Origin of the sequence: Mesorhizobium sp. Cs1321R2N1 (assembly GCF_037179725.1) — a bacterium.
Taxonomy (GTDB): Bacteria; Pseudomonadota; Alphaproteobacteria; order Rhizobiales; family Rhizobiaceae; genus Mesorhizobium; species Mesorhizobium salmacidum.
On record NZ_JAPYKP010000061.1, the window covers coordinates 15,501 to 32,282 of the forward strand.

18 protein-coding genes and 2 pseudogenes are annotated in these 16,782 nt (G+C 61.6%); 7 read left to right on the forward strand and 13 right to left on the reverse strand.

The window, feature by feature from the left end:
- Window positions 1–25 precede the first annotated feature (25 nt).
- Window positions 26–478, forward strand: coding sequence for a MaoC family dehydratase (locus O7A61_RS17040; protein ID WP_337130801.1), 453 nt, complete (start codon window positions 26–28; stop codon window positions 476–478).
- Window positions 478–1,359 carry an HpcH/HpaI aldolase/citrate lyase family protein gene (locus O7A61_RS17045; RefSeq protein WP_337106980.1) on the forward strand — a complete coding sequence of 294 codons (882 nt, stop codon included), beginning with the start codon at window positions 478–480 and terminating at the stop codon, window positions 1,357–1,359. Before O7A61_RS17040 ends, O7A61_RS17045 begins: the two co-directional genes overlap by 1 nt.
- A gap of 3 nt (window positions 1,360–1,362) precedes the next feature.
- On the opposite strand, the gene O7A61_RS17050 is transcribed toward O7A61_RS17045, so the two are convergent.
- Window positions 1,363–1,971: a flavin reductase family protein gene (locus O7A61_RS17050; protein WP_337130802.1), complete on the reverse strand. Its 609-nt coding sequence runs from the start codon at window positions 1,969–1,971 to the stop codon at window positions 1,363–1,365.
- A complete protein-coding gene (locus O7A61_RS17055; RefSeq protein ID WP_337130803.1) occupies window positions 1,972–2,556 on the reverse strand; it encodes a nitroreductase family protein in 585 nt (194 codons plus the stop codon). It abuts the gene before it with no gap.
- A 153-nt stretch (window positions 2,557–2,709) separates the two neighbouring features.
- Between O7A61_RS17055 and O7A61_RS17060 the strand changes: the two genes are divergently transcribed.
- Entirely contained in the window at window positions 2,710–3,672 is a 963-nt protein-coding gene (locus O7A61_RS17060) for a hypothetical protein (RefSeq protein ID WP_337130804.1), read from the forward strand.
- Between the two features lie 102 nt (window positions 3,673–3,774).
- On the opposite strand, the gene O7A61_RS17065 is transcribed toward O7A61_RS17060, so the two are convergent.
- From O7A61_RS17065 to yidD, 4 genes are all read right to left on the reverse strand, one after another.
- Window positions 3,775–4,698 carry a lysophospholipid acyltransferase family protein gene (locus tag O7A61_RS17065; protein ID WP_337130805.1) on the reverse strand — a complete coding sequence of 308 codons (924 nt, stop codon included), beginning with the start codon at window positions 4,696–4,698 and terminating at the stop codon, window positions 3,775–3,777.
- 85 nt (window positions 4,699–4,783) lie between these two features.
- Entirely contained in the window at window positions 4,784–6,760 is a 1,977-nt protein-coding gene (gene thrS, locus O7A61_RS17070) for a threonine--tRNA ligase (RefSeq protein WP_337130806.1), read from the reverse strand.
- Window positions 6,761–6,908: 148 nt separating this feature from the next.
- Window positions 6,909–7,724, reverse strand: coding sequence for a class D beta-lactamase (blaOXA, locus tag O7A61_RS17075; RefSeq protein ID WP_337130807.1), 816 nt, complete (start codon window positions 7,722–7,724; stop codon window positions 6,909–6,911).
- A 145-nt stretch (window positions 7,725–7,869) separates the two neighbouring features.
- Window positions 7,870–8,238: a membrane protein insertion efficiency factor YidD gene (yidD, locus tag O7A61_RS17080; RefSeq protein WP_027145025.1), complete on the reverse strand. Its 369-nt coding sequence runs from the start codon at window positions 8,236–8,238 to the stop codon at window positions 7,870–7,872.
- A gap of 90 nt (window positions 8,239–8,328) precedes the next feature.
- On the opposite strand from yidD, the gene O7A61_RS17085 reads away from it, so the two are divergent.
- Window positions 8,329–8,508: a hypothetical protein gene (locus O7A61_RS17085; RefSeq protein WP_337130808.1), complete on the forward strand. Its 180-nt coding sequence runs from the start codon at window positions 8,329–8,331 to the stop codon at window positions 8,506–8,508.
- A 37-nt stretch (window positions 8,509–8,545) separates the two neighbouring features.
- Here the strand turns inward: O7A61_RS17085 and O7A61_RS17090 are convergent, their stop codons facing one another.
- The 5 genes and pseudogenes from O7A61_RS17090 to O7A61_RS17110 form a co-directional block, all read right to left on the reverse strand.
- Window positions 8,546–9,244 (reverse strand): AIM24 family protein, encoded by a 699-nt coding sequence (locus O7A61_RS17090; RefSeq protein ID WP_337130809.1) that lies wholly within the window; start codon window positions 9,242–9,244, stop codon window positions 8,546–8,548.
- Between the two features lie 140 nt (window positions 9,245–9,384).
- Window positions 9,385–9,874: pseudogene (locus O7A61_RS17095) on the reverse strand (GNAT family N-acetyltransferase).
- 4 nt (window positions 9,875–9,878) lie between these two features.
- Window positions 9,879–11,378, reverse strand: coding sequence for an Asp-tRNA(Asn)/Glu-tRNA(Gln) amidotransferase subunit GatB (gatB, locus tag O7A61_RS17100; protein WP_337130811.1), 1,500 nt, complete (start codon window positions 11,376–11,378; stop codon window positions 9,879–9,881).
- Window positions 11,379–11,729: 351 nt separating this feature from the next.
- On the reverse strand, window positions 11,730–12,161 hold the full coding sequence (locus tag O7A61_RS17105; RefSeq protein WP_027145030.1) for a CBS domain-containing protein: 432 nt from the start codon (window positions 12,159–12,161) through the stop codon (window positions 11,730–11,732).
- Between the two features lie 87 nt (window positions 12,162–12,248).
- Window positions 12,249–13,004: a rhomboid family intramembrane serine protease gene (locus O7A61_RS17110; RefSeq protein ID WP_337130812.1), complete on the reverse strand. Its 756-nt coding sequence runs from the start codon at window positions 13,002–13,004 to the stop codon at window positions 12,249–12,251.
- Window positions 13,005–13,452: 448 nt separating this feature from the next.
- Between O7A61_RS17110 and O7A61_RS17115 the strand changes: the two genes are divergently transcribed.
- The 3 genes from O7A61_RS17115 (at window position 13,453) to O7A61_RS17125 (ending at window position 15,672) form a co-directional block, all read left to right on the forward strand.
- Window positions 13,453–14,088, forward strand: a complete 636-nt coding sequence (locus tag O7A61_RS17115) for a PAS domain-containing protein (RefSeq protein WP_337130813.1) — start codon at window positions 13,453–13,455, stop codon at window positions 14,086–14,088.
- A gap of 114 nt (window positions 14,089–14,202) precedes the next feature.
- The gene (locus O7A61_RS17120) at window positions 14,203–14,820 is read left to right on the forward strand and encodes a PilZ domain-containing protein (protein WP_015318053.1); all 618 of its coding nucleotides are present in this window, start codon (window positions 14,203–14,205) and stop codon (window positions 14,818–14,820) included.
- A 243-nt stretch (window positions 14,821–15,063) separates the two neighbouring features.
- Window positions 15,064–15,672, forward strand: a complete 609-nt coding sequence (locus O7A61_RS17125; RefSeq protein WP_337106992.1) for a transglutaminase-like cysteine peptidase — start codon at window positions 15,064–15,066, stop codon at window positions 15,670–15,672.
- 171 nt (window positions 15,673–15,843) lie between these two features.
- On the opposite strand, the gene O7A61_RS17130 is transcribed toward O7A61_RS17125, so the two are convergent.
- On the reverse strand, window positions 15,844–16,545 hold the full coding sequence (locus tag O7A61_RS17130) for a DUF2726 domain-containing protein (RefSeq protein WP_442921086.1): 702 nt from the start codon (window positions 16,543–16,545) through the stop codon (window positions 15,844–15,846).
- A gap of 131 nt (window positions 16,546–16,676) precedes the next feature.
- A pseudogene (locus tag O7A61_RS17135) lies at window positions 16,677–16,782 on the reverse strand (IS5/IS1182 family transposase); the annotation flags it as partial.

Consider the following 16,782-nt stretch of genomic DNA (forward strand, 5'->3'; position numbering starts at 1 on the left):
AACCTTTGCAGCAGAGGAGCAGGACATGGCCGGGCTTTATCTCCAGGAGTTCGTCGTCGGCCACGTCTTCCAGCACACGCTGCGCAAGACCGTCACCGAAAGCGACAACATGCTGTTTTCGGTGATGACGCTGAACCCGCAACCGCTGCATATCGATTTCGACTTCGCCGCCAAGAGCGAGTGGGGCAGGCCGCTGGTCAACTCGCTGTTCACGCTCGGCCTGATGATCGGCATCTCGGTCAACGACATCACCGTCGGCACCACTGTCGCCAATCTCGGCATGAAGGAAACCGTGTTTCCGCACCCGGTATTTCATGGCGACACCATCCGCGTCGAAACAACGGTGATTTCGGTGCGCGAATCCAGGTCGAAACCCGATCGCGGCATCGTCGAATTCGAGCATCGCGCCTATAATCAGCATGGCGACCTCGTCGCCAAATGCACGAGACAGGCGATGATGCTGAAGAAGGCGGTCTGATGCGTTCGCTGCTGTTCGTTCCCGGCGATTCCGAACGGAAGCTCGAAAGGGGTTTTGGCGCCGGCGCTGACGTGGTCATCGTCGATCTCGAGGATTCCGTCGCGCCGCAGAACAAGGCGCCGGCGCGCGAGATCGCGGCGCGCTTCATTCTTGAACGCAGGGGGCAAACCAACTCGGCGATCTATGTCAGGGTCAACGATCTATCGACCGGACTGACGGATGACGATCTGGCGGCGCTCGTCGCAGCGAGGCCCGACGGCATCATGCTGCCCAAGTCGAACAGCGGCCAGGATGTGCAGCAACTCGCGGCCAAGCTCAGGGTCCGGGAGGCCGAGAACGATCTGTCCGACGGTTCGATAAAAATCCTGCCGATCATCACCGAAACGCCGGCGGGTGTGCTGGCGGCGGCGACCTATGCGGGGACAAGCGCGCGGCTTGCTGGTCTCACCTGGGGCGCGGAAGACCTGTCGGCCGCGATCGGCGCGCGTGCGGCCCGCGACGATCACGGCCGCTACACCGATCTCTTCCGTCACGCCCGCCTGACGACCATCCTCGCGGCGGGGGCTGCGGAGGTCGCCGCGATCGACACCGTGTTTCCGAATTTTCGCGATATGGCGGCCTTCGCCGCGGAATGCGCCGAGGCCGAGCGTGACGGCTTCACCGGCAAGATGGCGATCCATCCCGATCAGGTGCCCGTTATCAACGCCGCCTTTACGCCCTCGGCCGAGGCGGTGAGACAGTCGGCGGCCATCGTCGCGGCGTTCGAGGCAGCCGGAAATCCCGGCGTCGTCGGCATCGACGGCAAGATGTTCGACCGACCGCACCTGCGGCTGGCCGAACGCCTTCTGGCACGCGCGAGGGCGGCCGGGACATCCGCCTGACAGCTATTTTTTTTCCCAGCGCGGCCTGCGCATCGAAAAGACCTCGTTGACGCTGGCATAGTCCATGTAGCCCAGACGAGCTACATTGCCGGCCTTGGTGATGTCGAACAGGCCGTCTTTCAGGAAAGCATCGTCGATATGCACGCCGATCACCTCACCGGCAACGACGACGGCGCTCGTCGGTGATCCGTCCAGCGCCTTTGGGCGAAACACTTCCGTCACCCGGCATTCGAGCGCCGCGGGTGCCGCCGCCACGCGCGGCGGCCTGACGAGACGCGAGGGCGCCATGGCGAGATCGGCATAGACGAATTCGTTGACGCCACGCGGCGCGTCGACGGACGTGTAATTCATCTTCTCAGCAAGGTCGCGGCCGACCAGATTGGCAACGAACTCGCCGCTTTCCACGGCGAAAGAGGCACTGTCCTTCTCGCCCTCGGAGGAGAACCAGACGATAAAGGGCCGCGTCGAGACCGCATTGAAGAAAGAGTAGGGTGCGAGGTTGATCTCGCCTGCCCCGTTCAGCGTCGATATCCAGCCGATCGGGCGCGGCGCCACGATGGCCTTCGAAGGATCATGCGGCAGTCCGTGCCCTTTGGATGGCTCGTAGAACATTCAGCCCGCCCAAGGCCCTGAATAGTCGGCATAGAGCTTTGCCGAATCGGGCCGTGGCCGCTCCGGCGCCGGACCGGCATAGGAACCCATATGGATAAAACCGACAACGCGCTCCTGCGGCGCCAGTCCAAGAATCGCCCTGCCCTCCGGCACGTCGGAATACCAGTTGCTGATCATGTTCGTGCCGTAGCCCAGCGCATTGGCCGCGATCATCAGGTTCATCGCTGCCATGCCTCCGGACAGGAACATCTCCCATTGGGGGATTTTTGGGTTCTCCCTGGGAATTGACACGACACCGATCACCAGCGGTGCGCGCGAGAACCGCGCCAGTTCCTGGTTGCGACGGCCCTCGGGCAGCGGACCTTCGCGCTGCTCGGCCAAGGCCGCCAGCTTTTTGCCGATCTCGATGCGGGCTTCGCCGCGATAGAGGATGAAGCGCCAAGGTTCGAGCCGTCCATGGTCGGGCACGCGTGAGGCGGTGGCAATCATTGTCGCAATATCGGCGTCGCTGGGCGCCGGCTCCTTGAGGTCGGGGATAGGCGCTGAATTTCGGGTCAGCAGGAAGTCGATGATCGGCGACGCCATGGGCGCAAGTCTCCTGGCACTCTGTTTTGAGCTGAAGCGCACCATCGGGAATTCGGGCGGCTCGGGCAAAGGCGCGCTAGCGCCGGGCTGAAGAGTCACGCACCGGACTCTTAAGCCTTGAAATTGCCACCGCCATGGGCTTCAACGCAAGGTATGTTTGAGGGGCGACTGCGTCTTTTCCTGATCCGGCTCTGCGCCGCGCTGTTCCTGCTGCCGGTCTCCATGGCTGTCGCGCAGGAAAAGGACGGTGTCAGCGACCTGAAACTTCCCGGAATTTCGAGCTATGCGACGCCGAAGAGCGAGACCCCGCTGGCGCTTGGCGGCGGTGGCGCCATCACCCTGTCGGCCCAGTTGACCAACAAAGGCACCGACATCACCCGCGGTCTCGTCTGGCGTGTCTTCAAGCCTGAAGCCGTCAACGGCAAATTGCCGATGGTCGCCTCCGCGCATGGCGGCAGCGCCGTCTTCCAGCTCGAACCCGGCAGTTATCTGGTCCACGCCTCCTACGGTCGCGCCGGCGCGACCAAGCGCATCACCGTCGGCAAGGAAGCCAAGCGAGAAAGCCTGGTGCTTGATGCCGGCGGCCTGAAGCTCGACGCGGTTCTGTCCGGCGGCGTGCGCATTCCGCCGAAAAAACTGCGCTTCTCGATCTATGAGGGCACCGCCGACGCCAATGGCGATCGCGCGCTAGTCATTCCCGATGTCGAACCCAACAGCGTCGTGCGGCTCAATGCGGGCATCTACCACGTCGTCTCGACCTATGGCGCGGTCAACGCCGTCATCCGATCCGACATCCGTGTCGAGGCCGGCAAGCTGACCGAAGCCACCGTCGAGCATCACGCCGCCGAAATCACCATGAAGCTGGTGCGCGAGGCGGGTGGCGAAGCGATCGCCGACACCTCCTGGTCGCTGCTCAACGAATCCGGTGATCCGATCAAGGAAACCGTCGGCGCCTTCGCCTCGATGGTGCTGGCCGAAGGCGACTACACCATCATCGCCAAAAACCGTGACCGGATCTACCAGAAGGATTTCACGGTCGTTGGCGGGCAGAACCAGGAGATCGAGGTTCTCGCTACCGAAGCAGCGGCCATGGATCCGGAAGAAGGCGCGGACTAAAGCAATTCCAGCAAAAGTGCGAAGCGGTTTTGCGTCCGGAATTGCGTAAAAGCAAAGAGATAGAGCATTGGAGGCGATCTCGTTTTCGCCGGAGATGCTTCTTCAGGCAGCCAGCTTGGTCCGCGCCGGAAGGAACGGGATGCGACGGCGCGGCAGGGCCGGAGCCAAGTCGAACACACCGCGATAAAGCCGGTCGAGCAACGCCTTGCGATCGCGCAACGGCTCCAGTTCGCTCCAGCTGAGTACATTGCCGACGCGCACCTCGATCGCCTTGCCGGACAGCCGTGCGAATTCACGGATGAGCAGCGAGGTACGCAAGGTCAGCGAGGCCTTGCCGACGAATTTAGCCACACGCCCGTCGCGCTCGGCCATGTTCATCGGACCGCTGACCAAATGGAAAAGCCTGCCGTTCTGGCCGGAGAAATGCATGGGAATGACCGACGCCTTGGCTTCCTGGACGAGACGGGCCGGAAACATCTTCCATGGCAGATCGCGCGCGCGGCCAAAACCCTTGGGCGCGGTGGCGACGCCGCCAGCCGGAAACACAACGATGGTGACGCCCTCCTTCAGCAGCCGCACCGCCATGTTGTTCTTCACCGCGTCCTTGGTCTCGGAAAAGTCGATCGGCAGCGAATAAGGCTCCATCTCGCGAATCCTGAGCAGATCCTTGTGGATCATCACTCGAAAAGGTCGCCCGAGTTGCTCTGCCAGTGACAGCACCGCGATGCCGTCGCCGATGCCGAAGGGATGGTTGGCAACGATCACCAGCGGCGTGTCGGGCAATTGCGCTGGCGGCCATTGGTCCGGGGTTCGCACGCCCACATCGATGAGGTCCAGCATGCGGCTGAACACACGCTCACCGGTGGGCACAACCTGATGGCGCCAGAATTCATAGAGCGCGGCGAACCGGTCGCGGCCCGAAAGGCCTTCCACCGAATGAATGAACCAGCGCGCCAGAGCCGGCTGATGCGGATTGGCATAAGAAAGCTCGGGGAACGGTCGTCCGCGCGATTTCAGCTTGAGCATAGGAGCTCGTTACAACGTTGCCGTGACAGGGATATGAAAACGGCGGTGGATCGCTCCACCGCCATTCGATCGAAAACGCTTCGAATCAAGCAGCACGCTTGCGTCGGCGATCAGGTGTGATCGCTTCTTCGGTCAGCCGTTCGATTGCTTCGGCAAGGCCAAGCGATTCCTGGTCTCGCGAACCGAGCCGGCGGATATTGACCGTCTGCTCCTCCGCCTCGCGTTTGCCGCAGACGAGGATGACCGGCACCTTGGCCAGGCTGTGCTCCCGGACCTTGTAGTTGATCTTCTCGTTGCGCAGGTCGGCTTCCGCCAACAGCCCTGCGGCCTTCAGCTTCGCCACGACCTCGGTCGCGTAACTGTCGGCGTCCGAAGTGATCGTCGCCACCACCACTTGCAGCGGCGCGAACCACAGCGGGAAATGGCCGGAATAGTTCTCGATCAGGATGCCGAGGAAACGCTCCATCGAACCGCAGATTGCGCGGTGCACCATGACAGGCTGCTTCTTCTCCGAATCCGAGCCGATGTAGAATGCGCCAAAACGTTCCGGCAGGTTGAAGTCGACCTGCGTCGTGCCGCATTGCCATTCGCGGCCGATCGCATCCTTCAGAACATACTCGAACTTCGGCCCGTAGAAGGCGCCCTCGCCCGGGTTGATCGAGGTCTTGATGCGGTTGCCGGAGCGCGTCCTGATCGTCTCCAGCACGCTGCCCATGATCGCCTCGGCATGATCCCAGGCCTCGTCGGTGCCGACACGCTTTTCCGGCCGCGTCGACAATTTGACGCTGATTTCGTCGAAACCGAAATCGGCATAGGTCGACAGGATCAGGTCGTTGATACGCAAGCACTCGGAAGCCAGCTGTTCCTCGGTACAGAAGATATGCGCATCGTCCTGCGTGAAGCCGCGCACGCGCATCAGCCCGTGCAGCGCGCCCGACGGTTCATAGCGATGCACATTGCCGAATTCCGCAAGCTTTACGGGCAGATCGCGATAGGATTTCAGCCCATGCTTGAAAATCTGCACGTGACCGGGGCAGTTCATCGGCTTCAGCGCGAAGACGCGGTCATCGTCGGTTTCATCGCCTGCGACCGTCACCTTGAACATGGCGTCCCGGTACCAGCCCCAGTGGCCCGATGTCTCCCACAGGCTCTTGTCGAGCACCTGGGGTGCATTGACCTCCTGATAGCCCTGTTCGTCGAGCCGGCGGCGCATGTAGTTGACCAGGTTCTGGAACATCTTCCAGCCCTTGGCGTGCCAGAAGACGACGCCTGGCCCCTCTTCCTGGAAATGGAACAGGTCCATTTCGCGGCCAAGCTTGCGGTGGTCGCGCTTCTCGGCCTCCTCCAGCATCATCTGGTAGGCTTCGAGCTGCGCCTGGTCGGCCCAGGCCGTGCCATAGATGCGCGTCAGCATCGGATTGTTCGAGTCGCCGCGCCAATAGGCGCCGGCCACCTTCATCAGCTTGAAGGCGTTGCCGATCTGCCCGGTCGAGGCCATATGCGGACCCCGGCAAAGATCGAACCAGTCGCCCTGCGCATAGATCTTGAGATCCTGATCCTCGGGAATAGCGTCGATCAGTTCGAGCTTGTAGCGTTCGCCCTTGTCGGCGAAGACCTTTTTTGCCCTGTCGCGCGACCAGACCTCTTTGGTGAACGGCTTATTGCGCGCGATGATCTCGCGCATCTTCTTCTCGATCACCGGGAAATCGTCCGGGGTGAACGGCTCGTTGCGGGCAAAGTCGTAATAGAATCCGTTCTCGATTACCGGCCCGATGGTTACCTGCGTTCCCGGCCATATCTCCTGAACGGCTTCCGCCAGCACGTGCGCGGTGTCGTGACGGATGAGTTCCAGCGCACGCGGGTCTTCGCGGGTGATGATCTCGACCTTGCCGGATTTTCCCAGGGGATCACTGAGGTCGCGCACGGTGCCGTCGATGGCATAGGCCACGGCCTTCTTGGCCAGCGACTTCGAGATCGACTCGGCAAGCCCGGCACCGGTCATCGCTGCGTCGTAGTCGCGCACGGAGCCGTCGGGAAATGTCAGGGAAATGGAATTCAGCATATGGATCTCCTATCCAGTCCCGCAAACGAGCGCGGGTGGTAAAATGCAGATATCAGCGGTTCGGGAGCTGCGACCTGCCAGAGTGCCGGAGGCGTCCGGCGGCGGCAGTCTTTTATGAGCAGATGCCGCCGCCGTAAAGCCCGGCTCACTAAATCAGCTGCGGCAGTTCCTTCAGGAACGCGGCCCGTGTCGTCAACCCCTTCGGCATGTCGGTCCGCTCCGTATCGACGACGAGCCGGGCGAACACGATCTGGCGGCCGTCTTTCCGCGCCCAGCCGACAAACCATCCGAGCGAGCGCTTGTCCTTGCCGCCCTCGCCGAGCCGGGTGCTGCCGGTCTTGCCCTGAACGACCCAATCGCCAGCCTTAAAACTCGGGATGATGGCCCGTGTCATGTCATGCGCCTTGGCCGATACCGGCATCGTGCCGGCGAGCAGTTGCCGCAGGAAGGCAACCTGTTCGACCGGCGATATCTCGAGCGAAGAGTTGACCCAGGAATGGGTGAGCCCGTCATTCTTGCCGGGATCGCCCGAAACGTCAGTGTTGCCGTAGTTGAACTTCGATACGTAGCCGGCAAATTTCTCAGCTCCGAGCCGACGTGTAATCTCCCGAGAATACCAGATGATGGAATCGCGTTCCCATATTACCGGATCCACGGTCTTCCGATCCCGCTTCACCGCGTTGAATTCGGGTTTATAGTCCCAGCTTGGCGTGTGCTCGTCGCCCAGGATGCCGGCGTCGTAGCCGATCAGCGAAAGCGGCACCTTGAACGTCGAAGCCGGGCTGAAGCGCTGGTCACACACCCCTTCCTGGTAAAGCGTCTTGCCGGTTGCGGCATCGGCGATCAGCGTGCACTGCACATCCCTGAGCGGCGCTGACTGCGCGCGCATCGGAAATCCCAGCAGCCAGGCGAGCAGGAACAGGACTCCGGCAAAGATGAAAGGAAGACGGTCGACGTTGCGCATGGGATGCTCGCTCCAGGAGGGGTTCGCGAGCGGGCTTAGCGATGTCTCTTGTCTCGATTTTGTCTCAAATGCGCAGTTGTCGTGCAGGCTTGCGTTAACCCTACCGGATCGTAAACGGGCGCGGCGCGACCAGCGCCCTCATCCCTCACGCTTCGCCGCGCTTGCGGCCGATCCGCCAATATCGCCATGGCAAGAACCAGACGTAGCGGGACGCCAGCACCTCCGGCACGAGGTCGATGCCGTGCGTGCCGAATGGGCCGCAGCGCAGCACGCGGAACAACCCCATCCAGCCGCCGGCCCACAGGCCATGGCGAGCGATCGCCTCATGCGCGTATTCCGAACAGGTCGGCAGATGCCGGCAGGAATTGCCGACAAAGCCGGACAGCGTCAGCTGGTAAAGCCGCACGAGCGACGTGCCGAGCAAGCGGCCGGGCGTCTTGCGCCACGGGCCGGGCCAGTTGCGGCCGCGCCTCGACGCTCCGGCTGTATGCGCATGCCCGTGCTGGTCGCCCACTGCGATCTCCGCGTTTCCAGGTGATAGATGTGAGCTTCCGCCGAAGAACGCAATCCCGCTCGCCCTGCCGTCACGGTTGGTAACGGCGAAATGGTTGCCGGTCGGCCGGAGGTGCCCACCAGCCAGAGGGAGATCGCGGCCGCCAGCGGCGTTTCCGATGGCACCATCAAGTCGCAATTAGCGACGATCTTCGACAAGACGGGAACGGGCGACCAGCGGGAGCTTGAACTGCTGATACGCGAGTTGTCGTCACCGCTGCGCTCGCGCTGACCTGGCCTTCATCCATCCCGCTTGCGGTTCCCCGAGCCTACTCCTCGGTCGGCATATGCAGGTACATCGACTGGATGCCGACCCTGCCCGGGCCGGTGAAGCGGTTGACGATGAAGTTCATATTGGCACCGAAGAAGCCGCTCGACAGCCGATCGATCTTGGTTTCCATCCTGACCGGGGCATCCTTGAACAGCCAGCCGCCGGGTTCGATGTCTATGGTTTCGCCTGGAGCGAGCGTCTTTTCAAACACGTTGCCATAGCCGTGCAGCCAGACGATGCCGTCACCGGTGTCGCCGCGAAACCGGTCGATAAAGAAGCCGCTTTGGCCGAACAGCATCGTCGCCAGGCCGCGTATGCGCTCGAACGTGTAGTCGACGTTGCCGGCGGCGGCCAGAAACTGGTGCTCGCGCACCTGGATCTCCTCGCCTCGCCGCAAGTGAATAGGCACGATGTGACCCGGCCCGTCACGGCTGAACGCGATGATGCCCGCTCCCGAGGCCTCGGTAACGAAGATCTGCATGCCGGCCATCATGCGCTTCAGCGCACCCTTCAGCGATTTCAGGCCGATGGTGATCGTGGAATTTTTCCACAGCAGGATGTGGTGCTCGAAATAGACGGGCATCCGCGTCACGTCGACGGAAAGCACAGGCACCAGTTCGCCCGCTATGTGATAGGTGACGCCACCAAAGGTCTCGTCCGACACCTCGGTCGGCACCAGTTCCGGCAGACTTGGCATGGCTCCCCCCAAAGCCGTCCTGCGCGCCGGTTTATTCCGGCTTCGCGCGGGTCGGCCTAAGCAGCTTTGGTGCCGGACGTCAGGGCCGTCAAACGAAAACAGACCCCGGGTCGTGCGCTCGCGCGAAGGTGATCACGTGCTCAGGCGGCAAGTACCCGTTCATAGATCAGCGCCGGGATGGCCGAGCCGGCGGAGCCGCAATTCTCGGTGCGCCCGGCCTGGACGAAGCCATTGGCCTGATAGAAGGCAACGGCGCGGGTGTTCTTCTCTTCCACTTCGAGCCGAATCCGGTGGGCCTCCGGAAAGCTCTCGATGATTTCGTCGAGGAGCATGCCTCCAATGCCGCGGCCCTGCAGCGAGGGAAGCACATAGAGCTGCCTGAGCATGACCACGCCGCCGTCGCCGACGGCTTCGGCAAACGCCATGCCGCCAATGCGCTTGCCGTCATCGGCAACGAGGAACTCGCTGCTCGGCTTAGCCAGCCTCGCCTTCAATGAGGCGATGGAGTGCCATTCATTGGTTATCTCGGCGACCCGCTCGGCACCGTAAATCGCGTCATAGGTGCCAGGTCTCGACCAGCAACGCCCGTACGGCTGCGAGGTCGCGGTCTCCGGCGGTGCGGACGAACATACCTTTACTCGATACCCAGCTTGGCCTTGACGAGATCGTTGACGGCCTGCGGATTGGCCTTGCCGCCGGTCGCCTTCATCACCTGGCCGACGAACCAGCCGGCCATCGTCGGCTTGGCCCGTGCCTGTTCGACCTTGTCGGGATTGGCCGCGATCACCTCGTCGACCGCCTTCTCGATGGCCCCGGTGTCGGTGACCTGCTTCATGCCGCGGGTCTCGACCAGTTGGCGCGGATCGCCGCCCTCGTTCCAGACGATCTCGAACAGGTCCTTGGCGATCTTGCCGGAGATGGTGCCTTCCTTGATCAGGTCGATCACCGCACCGAGCTGGTCGGGCGAAACCGGAGCAGATTCAATGTCCTTGCCGGCCTTGTTGAGAGCGCCCAGCAGATCGTTGATGACCCAGTTGGCGGCGAGCTTGCCGTCGCGCCCGGCCGCTACCTTCTCGAAATAATCGGCGATCGGCTTTTCCGACACCAGGATCGCTGCGTCGTAGGTCGAGAGGCCGAGCGAGGAGATCAGCCGCATTTTCTTGTCATCGGGCAGTTCCGGCAATTCCTTGGCCAGGGCATCGACATAGGCCTGGTCGAATTCCAGCGGCAGAAGGTCGGGATCGGGGAAATAGCGATAGTCGTGCGCCTCTTCCTTGGAGCGCATCGAGCGCGTCTCACCCTTGACAGCATCGAACAGCCGCGTTTCCTGATCGATCTTGCCGCCGTCCTCGATGATAGCGATCTGCCGGCGCGCCTCGTAGTCGATGGCCTGGCCAATAAAGCGGATCGAATTCATGTTCTTGATTTCGCAGCGGGTGCCGAATTCGCCACCTGGCCGGCGCACCGAGACATTGACGTCGGCGCGCAGCGAGCCTTCGTCCATGTTGCCGTCGCAGGTGCCGAGATAGCGCATGATGGTCCGCAGCTTGGTCACATAGGCCTTTGCCTCGTCGCCGGATCGCAGGTCGGGTTTCGATACGATCTCCATCAACGCCACGCCGGAGCGGTTGAGGTCGACATAGGACATGGTCGGATGCTGGTCGTGGATCGACTTGCCGGCATCCTGCTCCAGGTGCAGGCGCTCGATGCCGACCTCGATGTCCTCGAACTCGCCCTGGCGGTCGGGACCGACCGAGACGATGACCGTGCCCTCGCCGACGATCGGCTGTTTGAACTGCGAGATCTGGTAGCCTTGCGGCAGGTCCGGATAGAAATAGTTCTTCCGGTCGAAAACCGACTTGTGGTTGATCGCCGCCTTCAGCCCCAGACCGGTCCGTATCGCCTGCTTGACGCATTCCTCGTTGATGACAGGCAGCATGCCGGGCATGGCCGCGTCGACCAGGCTGACATTGGCATTGGGAGCAGCACCGAAGGCGGTCGAGGCACCGGAGAAGAGCTTTGCCTCGGATATCACCTGCGCATGCACTTCAAGCCCGATGATGATTTCCCAGTCGCCGGTGGCGCCTGGTATCAGGCGTTTGGCGTCGGGCGTGCGGGTATCGATGATGCTCATGGTAGCCTGCGAATTACGGTGACTCTGACGGAAGTTTCATGTTTGGGACGTGACTTTCACGTCTGGCGTGAAAGCCATTCGCTAGTGCAAACCGCCAAAAGAGACAAGCGCAAAGCCACGGCCTGGAGTTTTCTGGACGTCTCGGAGAGCGGATGTCCACTTACGCTCGGTCCCGGCAAGGCCCTGATCTCGTAGCGAGGCAGGGCAGAAAACCGAAAATTGAAACGCAAGAAAACAGTTTCGTCGTCGGACGCTACCGCGTCACAAGGCGCGGGCACGTCCGCTCCGAGCTCGACAACAGGTAGTCTTGGTGCCGCCGGCCGGCATTCGGCCGGCGGTTCCCATCACCGCTCAGGCGGTGGCGATGTAGGCCCGGATTTCCGCGGCCTCGCGCTCGACATCCTCGATGCGGCGCTTGACCACGTCGCCGATGGACACGATGCCGTCCAGCAAGCCGTCCTTTTCCACCGGCAGATGGCGGAAACGACCCCTGGTCATGATCTCCATCACCTCGTTGACGGTGTGGTTTTCATTGCAGATCTTCACCTTCGGCGTCATGGCCGAACGCACGGGGATATCGAGCGCGGCGCCGCCTTCCCTGGCAACCACGCGCACGATGTCGCGTTCCGACAGGATGCCGACGATCTTGCGATCGCCATTGGTGATGACCAGCGCCCCGATCCTGTGCTCGGAGAGGATTCGGATGGCTTCGCTCAGTTTTTCGTTCGGCCCGAGCGTCAATACGTCATGGCCTTTTTGCTCGAGAATGGCCTTAACCGTCATGGCGTCCTCCTCTATTTTGCCAACCGGTTCCTGCCCTGACCGGCTTTCACATAAGAGTGAACATCGTGCGCCGTGATCGGTTGCATTTCAAGTCGGGTCGGAGGTCTCCCAGTCAGGCGCTTGCCATCCCCTGTCGAACCGGCGCAGGCCGAAAAAGCCCGCGAGAAAGCCGCCAATATGCGCCTCCCAGGCGATCTGGCCGTCGATGCCCGGCGCGAATCCGAGAAGGCCGGTGGCGAGATTGATGATCATCCACATGGCCAGGAAAATGACGACGCCGCGCGAACGCAGCACGATCGCGACCGGCAGCACCGGGCCGGCGAAACCAGCCTTGCCGGCCGAGCGGTCGGTGCGGAAACCAAAACGCGCCGCAGCCCCCATCATGCCCGATATGGCGCCCGATGCGCCGACCAGCGGCGCCTCTCCATAGGGATGCATCGCCCAGAAGAGCGCCACCGAAGCCAGTCCGGTGACGGCAAAGAACAACGCGAACCGGAGCGCGCCGAAACGATTGGCCAGCGGCGAGCCAAATGCGGCGAGCCAGACCATGTTGATGGCGATATGGGCAAAGCCGCCATGCATGAAGGCGTAAGTGAAAGGTCGGGTGAAAAGGAACCAGTCGAAGCCGTATTGACCGGTATAGAGGACCGGAATGAAAGCCCCGTCATACAGCAGCGTCATCTGCTGGGCGTCGTTCAGCACATATTGCTGCAGCAGATAGACGATCGCGCAGATGCCGATCACCGCCAGCACGATCGGCGGCAGGTTGAACACCGGCTCACGCGCCGGTGGCGGCATTGTCTCGGCCGTTTCGGGCTCGGACGGATATTGCGGTTCGCTCATCTGCAATCGCACTCGATGCTGGTTCGGTCTGGGTTGGTTCGGTCTGGCCTGGTTCGGTCCGGCGTGGTTCGGTCTGGCCAGCATCTAGATCACCGCCGATGGAACCGCAAACGGCGAATCGTCCCGCTCCGAATCAGGGCGCGAATCAAAAAAGAAGCCGTCCAGGGTTTCCCCCTGGACGGCCGGTCGAGCCCCCTGCTCCCCTAAAACTCTTGACTGAAGTGCTGCCGATCGTCGCGAAACGACCGCTTTTGGAGTGGCTTTTGTGTGCCACACGGCTTGCCAGGGCGCAACGTAAACCAATTGTTAACCTTAACGGCCCCGACCCGTGAACAAGTGTTAACGACGCTGGCACGCTTCCTGCTCCCCAACGCATGTAGGTCATCGGAGGGCGCCCTTCTGTTCACCGATGGGACATCAGACGACAGAATGCGCGGAGCTTTTTAGTATGAACCAAAACGGATCGATCACGCTGTTCCACTATTGGAACCGCCTGCGTGACGGACGCCCCGCTCCGAAGCGATCGGAAGTCGAGCCGGCCGATATCAAGTCGCTGCTGGCCGATACGTTCATCCTGGAAAGGGACACGCGCGGGCAGCCGGTATTTCGTCTGGCCGGCACCAGGCTCTGCGCCTGCTACGGCCGCGAACTCAAGGGGTTCTCTTTCCCCTCGCTATGGCGCGAGAAGGATCAGCGGCTGGTTTCGCGGCTGATCCACGGGGTCTTCGACCAGAAATCCGTCGTGCTGATCAATTTCGAGGGCTTCAGCCGCAACGGCCGCTCCAACAAGTTCGAATTGCTCGCCTTGCCGCTCGATGGTGGCATTGAAAATCCGCGCTGCCTCGGCGTGATCAGCGCCGTTGAGAAGCCGTTCTGGCTGGGCTCCGATCCGATCACGGACGCCTTGATCGATTCCATACGCGTCATCGATCCGGAGAAAGAGCTGCTGAACAACCGCCCAGCGATCGACGTTCCCTCGCTCGTTCCCGACGAAATCGGGGCGCCTGACACGATCTCGGCGCTTGGCCGGGCGCGCCGCATTCGCCATCTCGTCGTCTTCGACGGCGGGCGCGAAGATAGTTGATGATCACACAGTCCCGCAGGCTCGTTTTTCCCCTTTGTTAACCCGCTTTGCTGTACTTCTCTGACGAAGTCCCTTGCATCGACGCGCGGGATGCCAAACGGGGTGTAGGCAGTCATGAGGTCAGCGGCGGTCGACTACGCGCCGTCCCAAGCTGAAAGGCGTAACTTTCAGCGCGTCCGGGTCAAGATATACGGACGATTCATGCTGGAGGACCGCACCGAGCACCCGTGCCAGGTCGTCGACATGTCGCCCGGCAACGTCGCGCTTCGCACCGACCGCATCGGCATGCCCGGCGAGAAAGTCATCGCCTATATCGATCATATCGGCCGCATCGAAGGTGTTTTGACACGCACGCTGCCGGACGGCTTCGCGATGACGGTGATTGCGTCCGACCGCAAGAAGGACAAGCTCGCGGCGCAGTTGACATGGCTTGCCAACAAACACGAGCTCGACCTGCCGGAAGACCGCCGCCACGAGCGCGTCTCGCCACGCAACCCGACCAGCGTCCTGCAGCTCACCGACGGCCGTCAGTATCAGTGCCGGATCATCGATCTGTCACTGTCCGGCGCCGCGATCGAGATCGACGTCAAACCGGCGATCGGCGTCCAGGTCATGCTCGGCACGATGCGCGGCCAGATCGTCCGGCATTTCGAAGACGGCGTCGCCATCGAATTCGCCGTCATCCAGCGCCCCGAAACGCTCGATTCCGAATTCAACACGCCGCGCGCCTGATCAGGCCGCAAAGCACGCCCATCAAGCCGGCCCTCGCGGCCGGCTTTTTGATTCCGGGGTGCGGCGATCGGTCCGCGCGGCCGAAATGGCAGAAAACCAGCCCAGCAATCCAAACAATTCAATACTCAAATGATTCAAATTTTATGTTTATTCTACTGGCGTTTTACTTAAAACCTACTTCGCGTTTTTGCGTCGAATAAATCCACATGTGGCAATGTCTCCTTCGAACGGGGAGACTGAACAATGAGAAAAGCGAGGGGCAAGCTGTTGCTGATGGCAATGGCGATGCAGCTTTCCGCCTGGGGATCAGCATATGCCGCGGGACCGGCCTATATGCATACCGGCGGACGCACCACGCAGCCTGTTGGCCATTATGAATTCTGCCAACGCATTCCTGGCGAATGCAACGAGAAGACCCCCAAGGGAGAGCCGGTCGACCTGACCCGCAAGCTATGGGCGACGATCGTCAGCATTAACAACTCGGTCAACACCCGCGTCAAGCCGCGCACCGACATGGAAAACTACGGTGTCGAGGAATACTGGGCCTACCCGGACAATGGCTATGGCGATTGCGAGGACTATGCGCTGGAAAAGCGCCGCGAGCTGATGGATGTGGGCGTGCCGGCCGGCGACCTTTTGATGACGGTTGCGCGCCAGCCGAACGGCGACGGCCACGCGGTGCTGACCGTGCGCACCAGCCTCGGCGAGTTCATCCTCGACAATCTGGAAACCAAGGTGCTGTCCTGGACGGACACCGACTACACCTATCTCAAGCGTCAATCGACGGAAAATTCCGGCGTTTGGGTGACGATCAACGACGGCCGCTCCGACGCGGTCGCCAGCGTCCGCTGAGGACGCCAACAAGGTCAGGCGCGTTGCACGACGCGCTCAACAAGAAACCCGGTCGAGTCCCCACCCTCCCCGTCCCCAACGACCGGGTCAAAGGAGCCGGCCCCGTCCCCGGGCCGGCTCCGCCATTTCTGCAAGGAAGCTGCTGAGATCGCTACAAAAGCCGCGAAGACGCTATTGGGCCGATGCAGGCCTCTCCACAAGTTTCTCGACCAGCCGTCTAAGTTCGGAAGGCGTCGTTTGACCGCCGACGATCTCGTGATAGCTGATGCCTGCCCGACGCAAGGCTTCCTTTTTCACCGCGTCACGCGCAGCTGCCGAACCCTGATGGTGGGCATGACCTTGGTATTCCAGTGCGTGTCGAGGTAGGCAGTTCTCATCCACGAGCAGCAGATCGACGCGTTTGGAGTTGATGCAACTATAGGCGTCTGCATCTGTACTACGCAGAATTTCGCCCAACGAAACTTGGGCCATCACCTGCCATCCTGGATTGCAGCCGATCACCATGCGATCGAGTTCCTTGAAGACGCGGACTTCGCTCCTGTTGAGGAGAGGTTGAATTGTGAAATTTGCCCCCATAACAATCCGCAACTGGTCTGCGGGATCAGGTGGTTTCGGTGGCGGGGAAACAGGCTTCGGGGCGACCCACAGGCCGCTAAGTATGTCGCCACTGCGCTCTCTCGCCCAGCGCGAGCGATTCCTTTCCCTCCATGCCTGTCTCCGCTTCCTCGAGAGGAGACGCTCCAAGGCCATACCAGCAAGGACGCCCGCAAGGACGCCAGCGAGGAGAGCAATGATTAGCAGAACAGGTTTCTCGGTTAGCTCGGCAAACTCGGACGGCATGAAAGCAAGCCACCTCAAGGATTCAGCGTTCATTGACTGCCATGTTCACGTCGCGAAAATAATCAACGATCTGCGACGTCGATCTGCAACTATCAGCAAAGCGCGCCGCGGAGTGATGGCCCATTTCGTTGCCAAGCAAACATTAGGGCGTAGTGACGATTTAACTACCTGAGCCAGATAGCGATAGCGGCAAGTTTGACAAAGCCCATGAAGTTGGCGAGCAACTTGTCGTATCGTGTTGCGACGCGGCGGAACTGTTTGAGTTTGTTG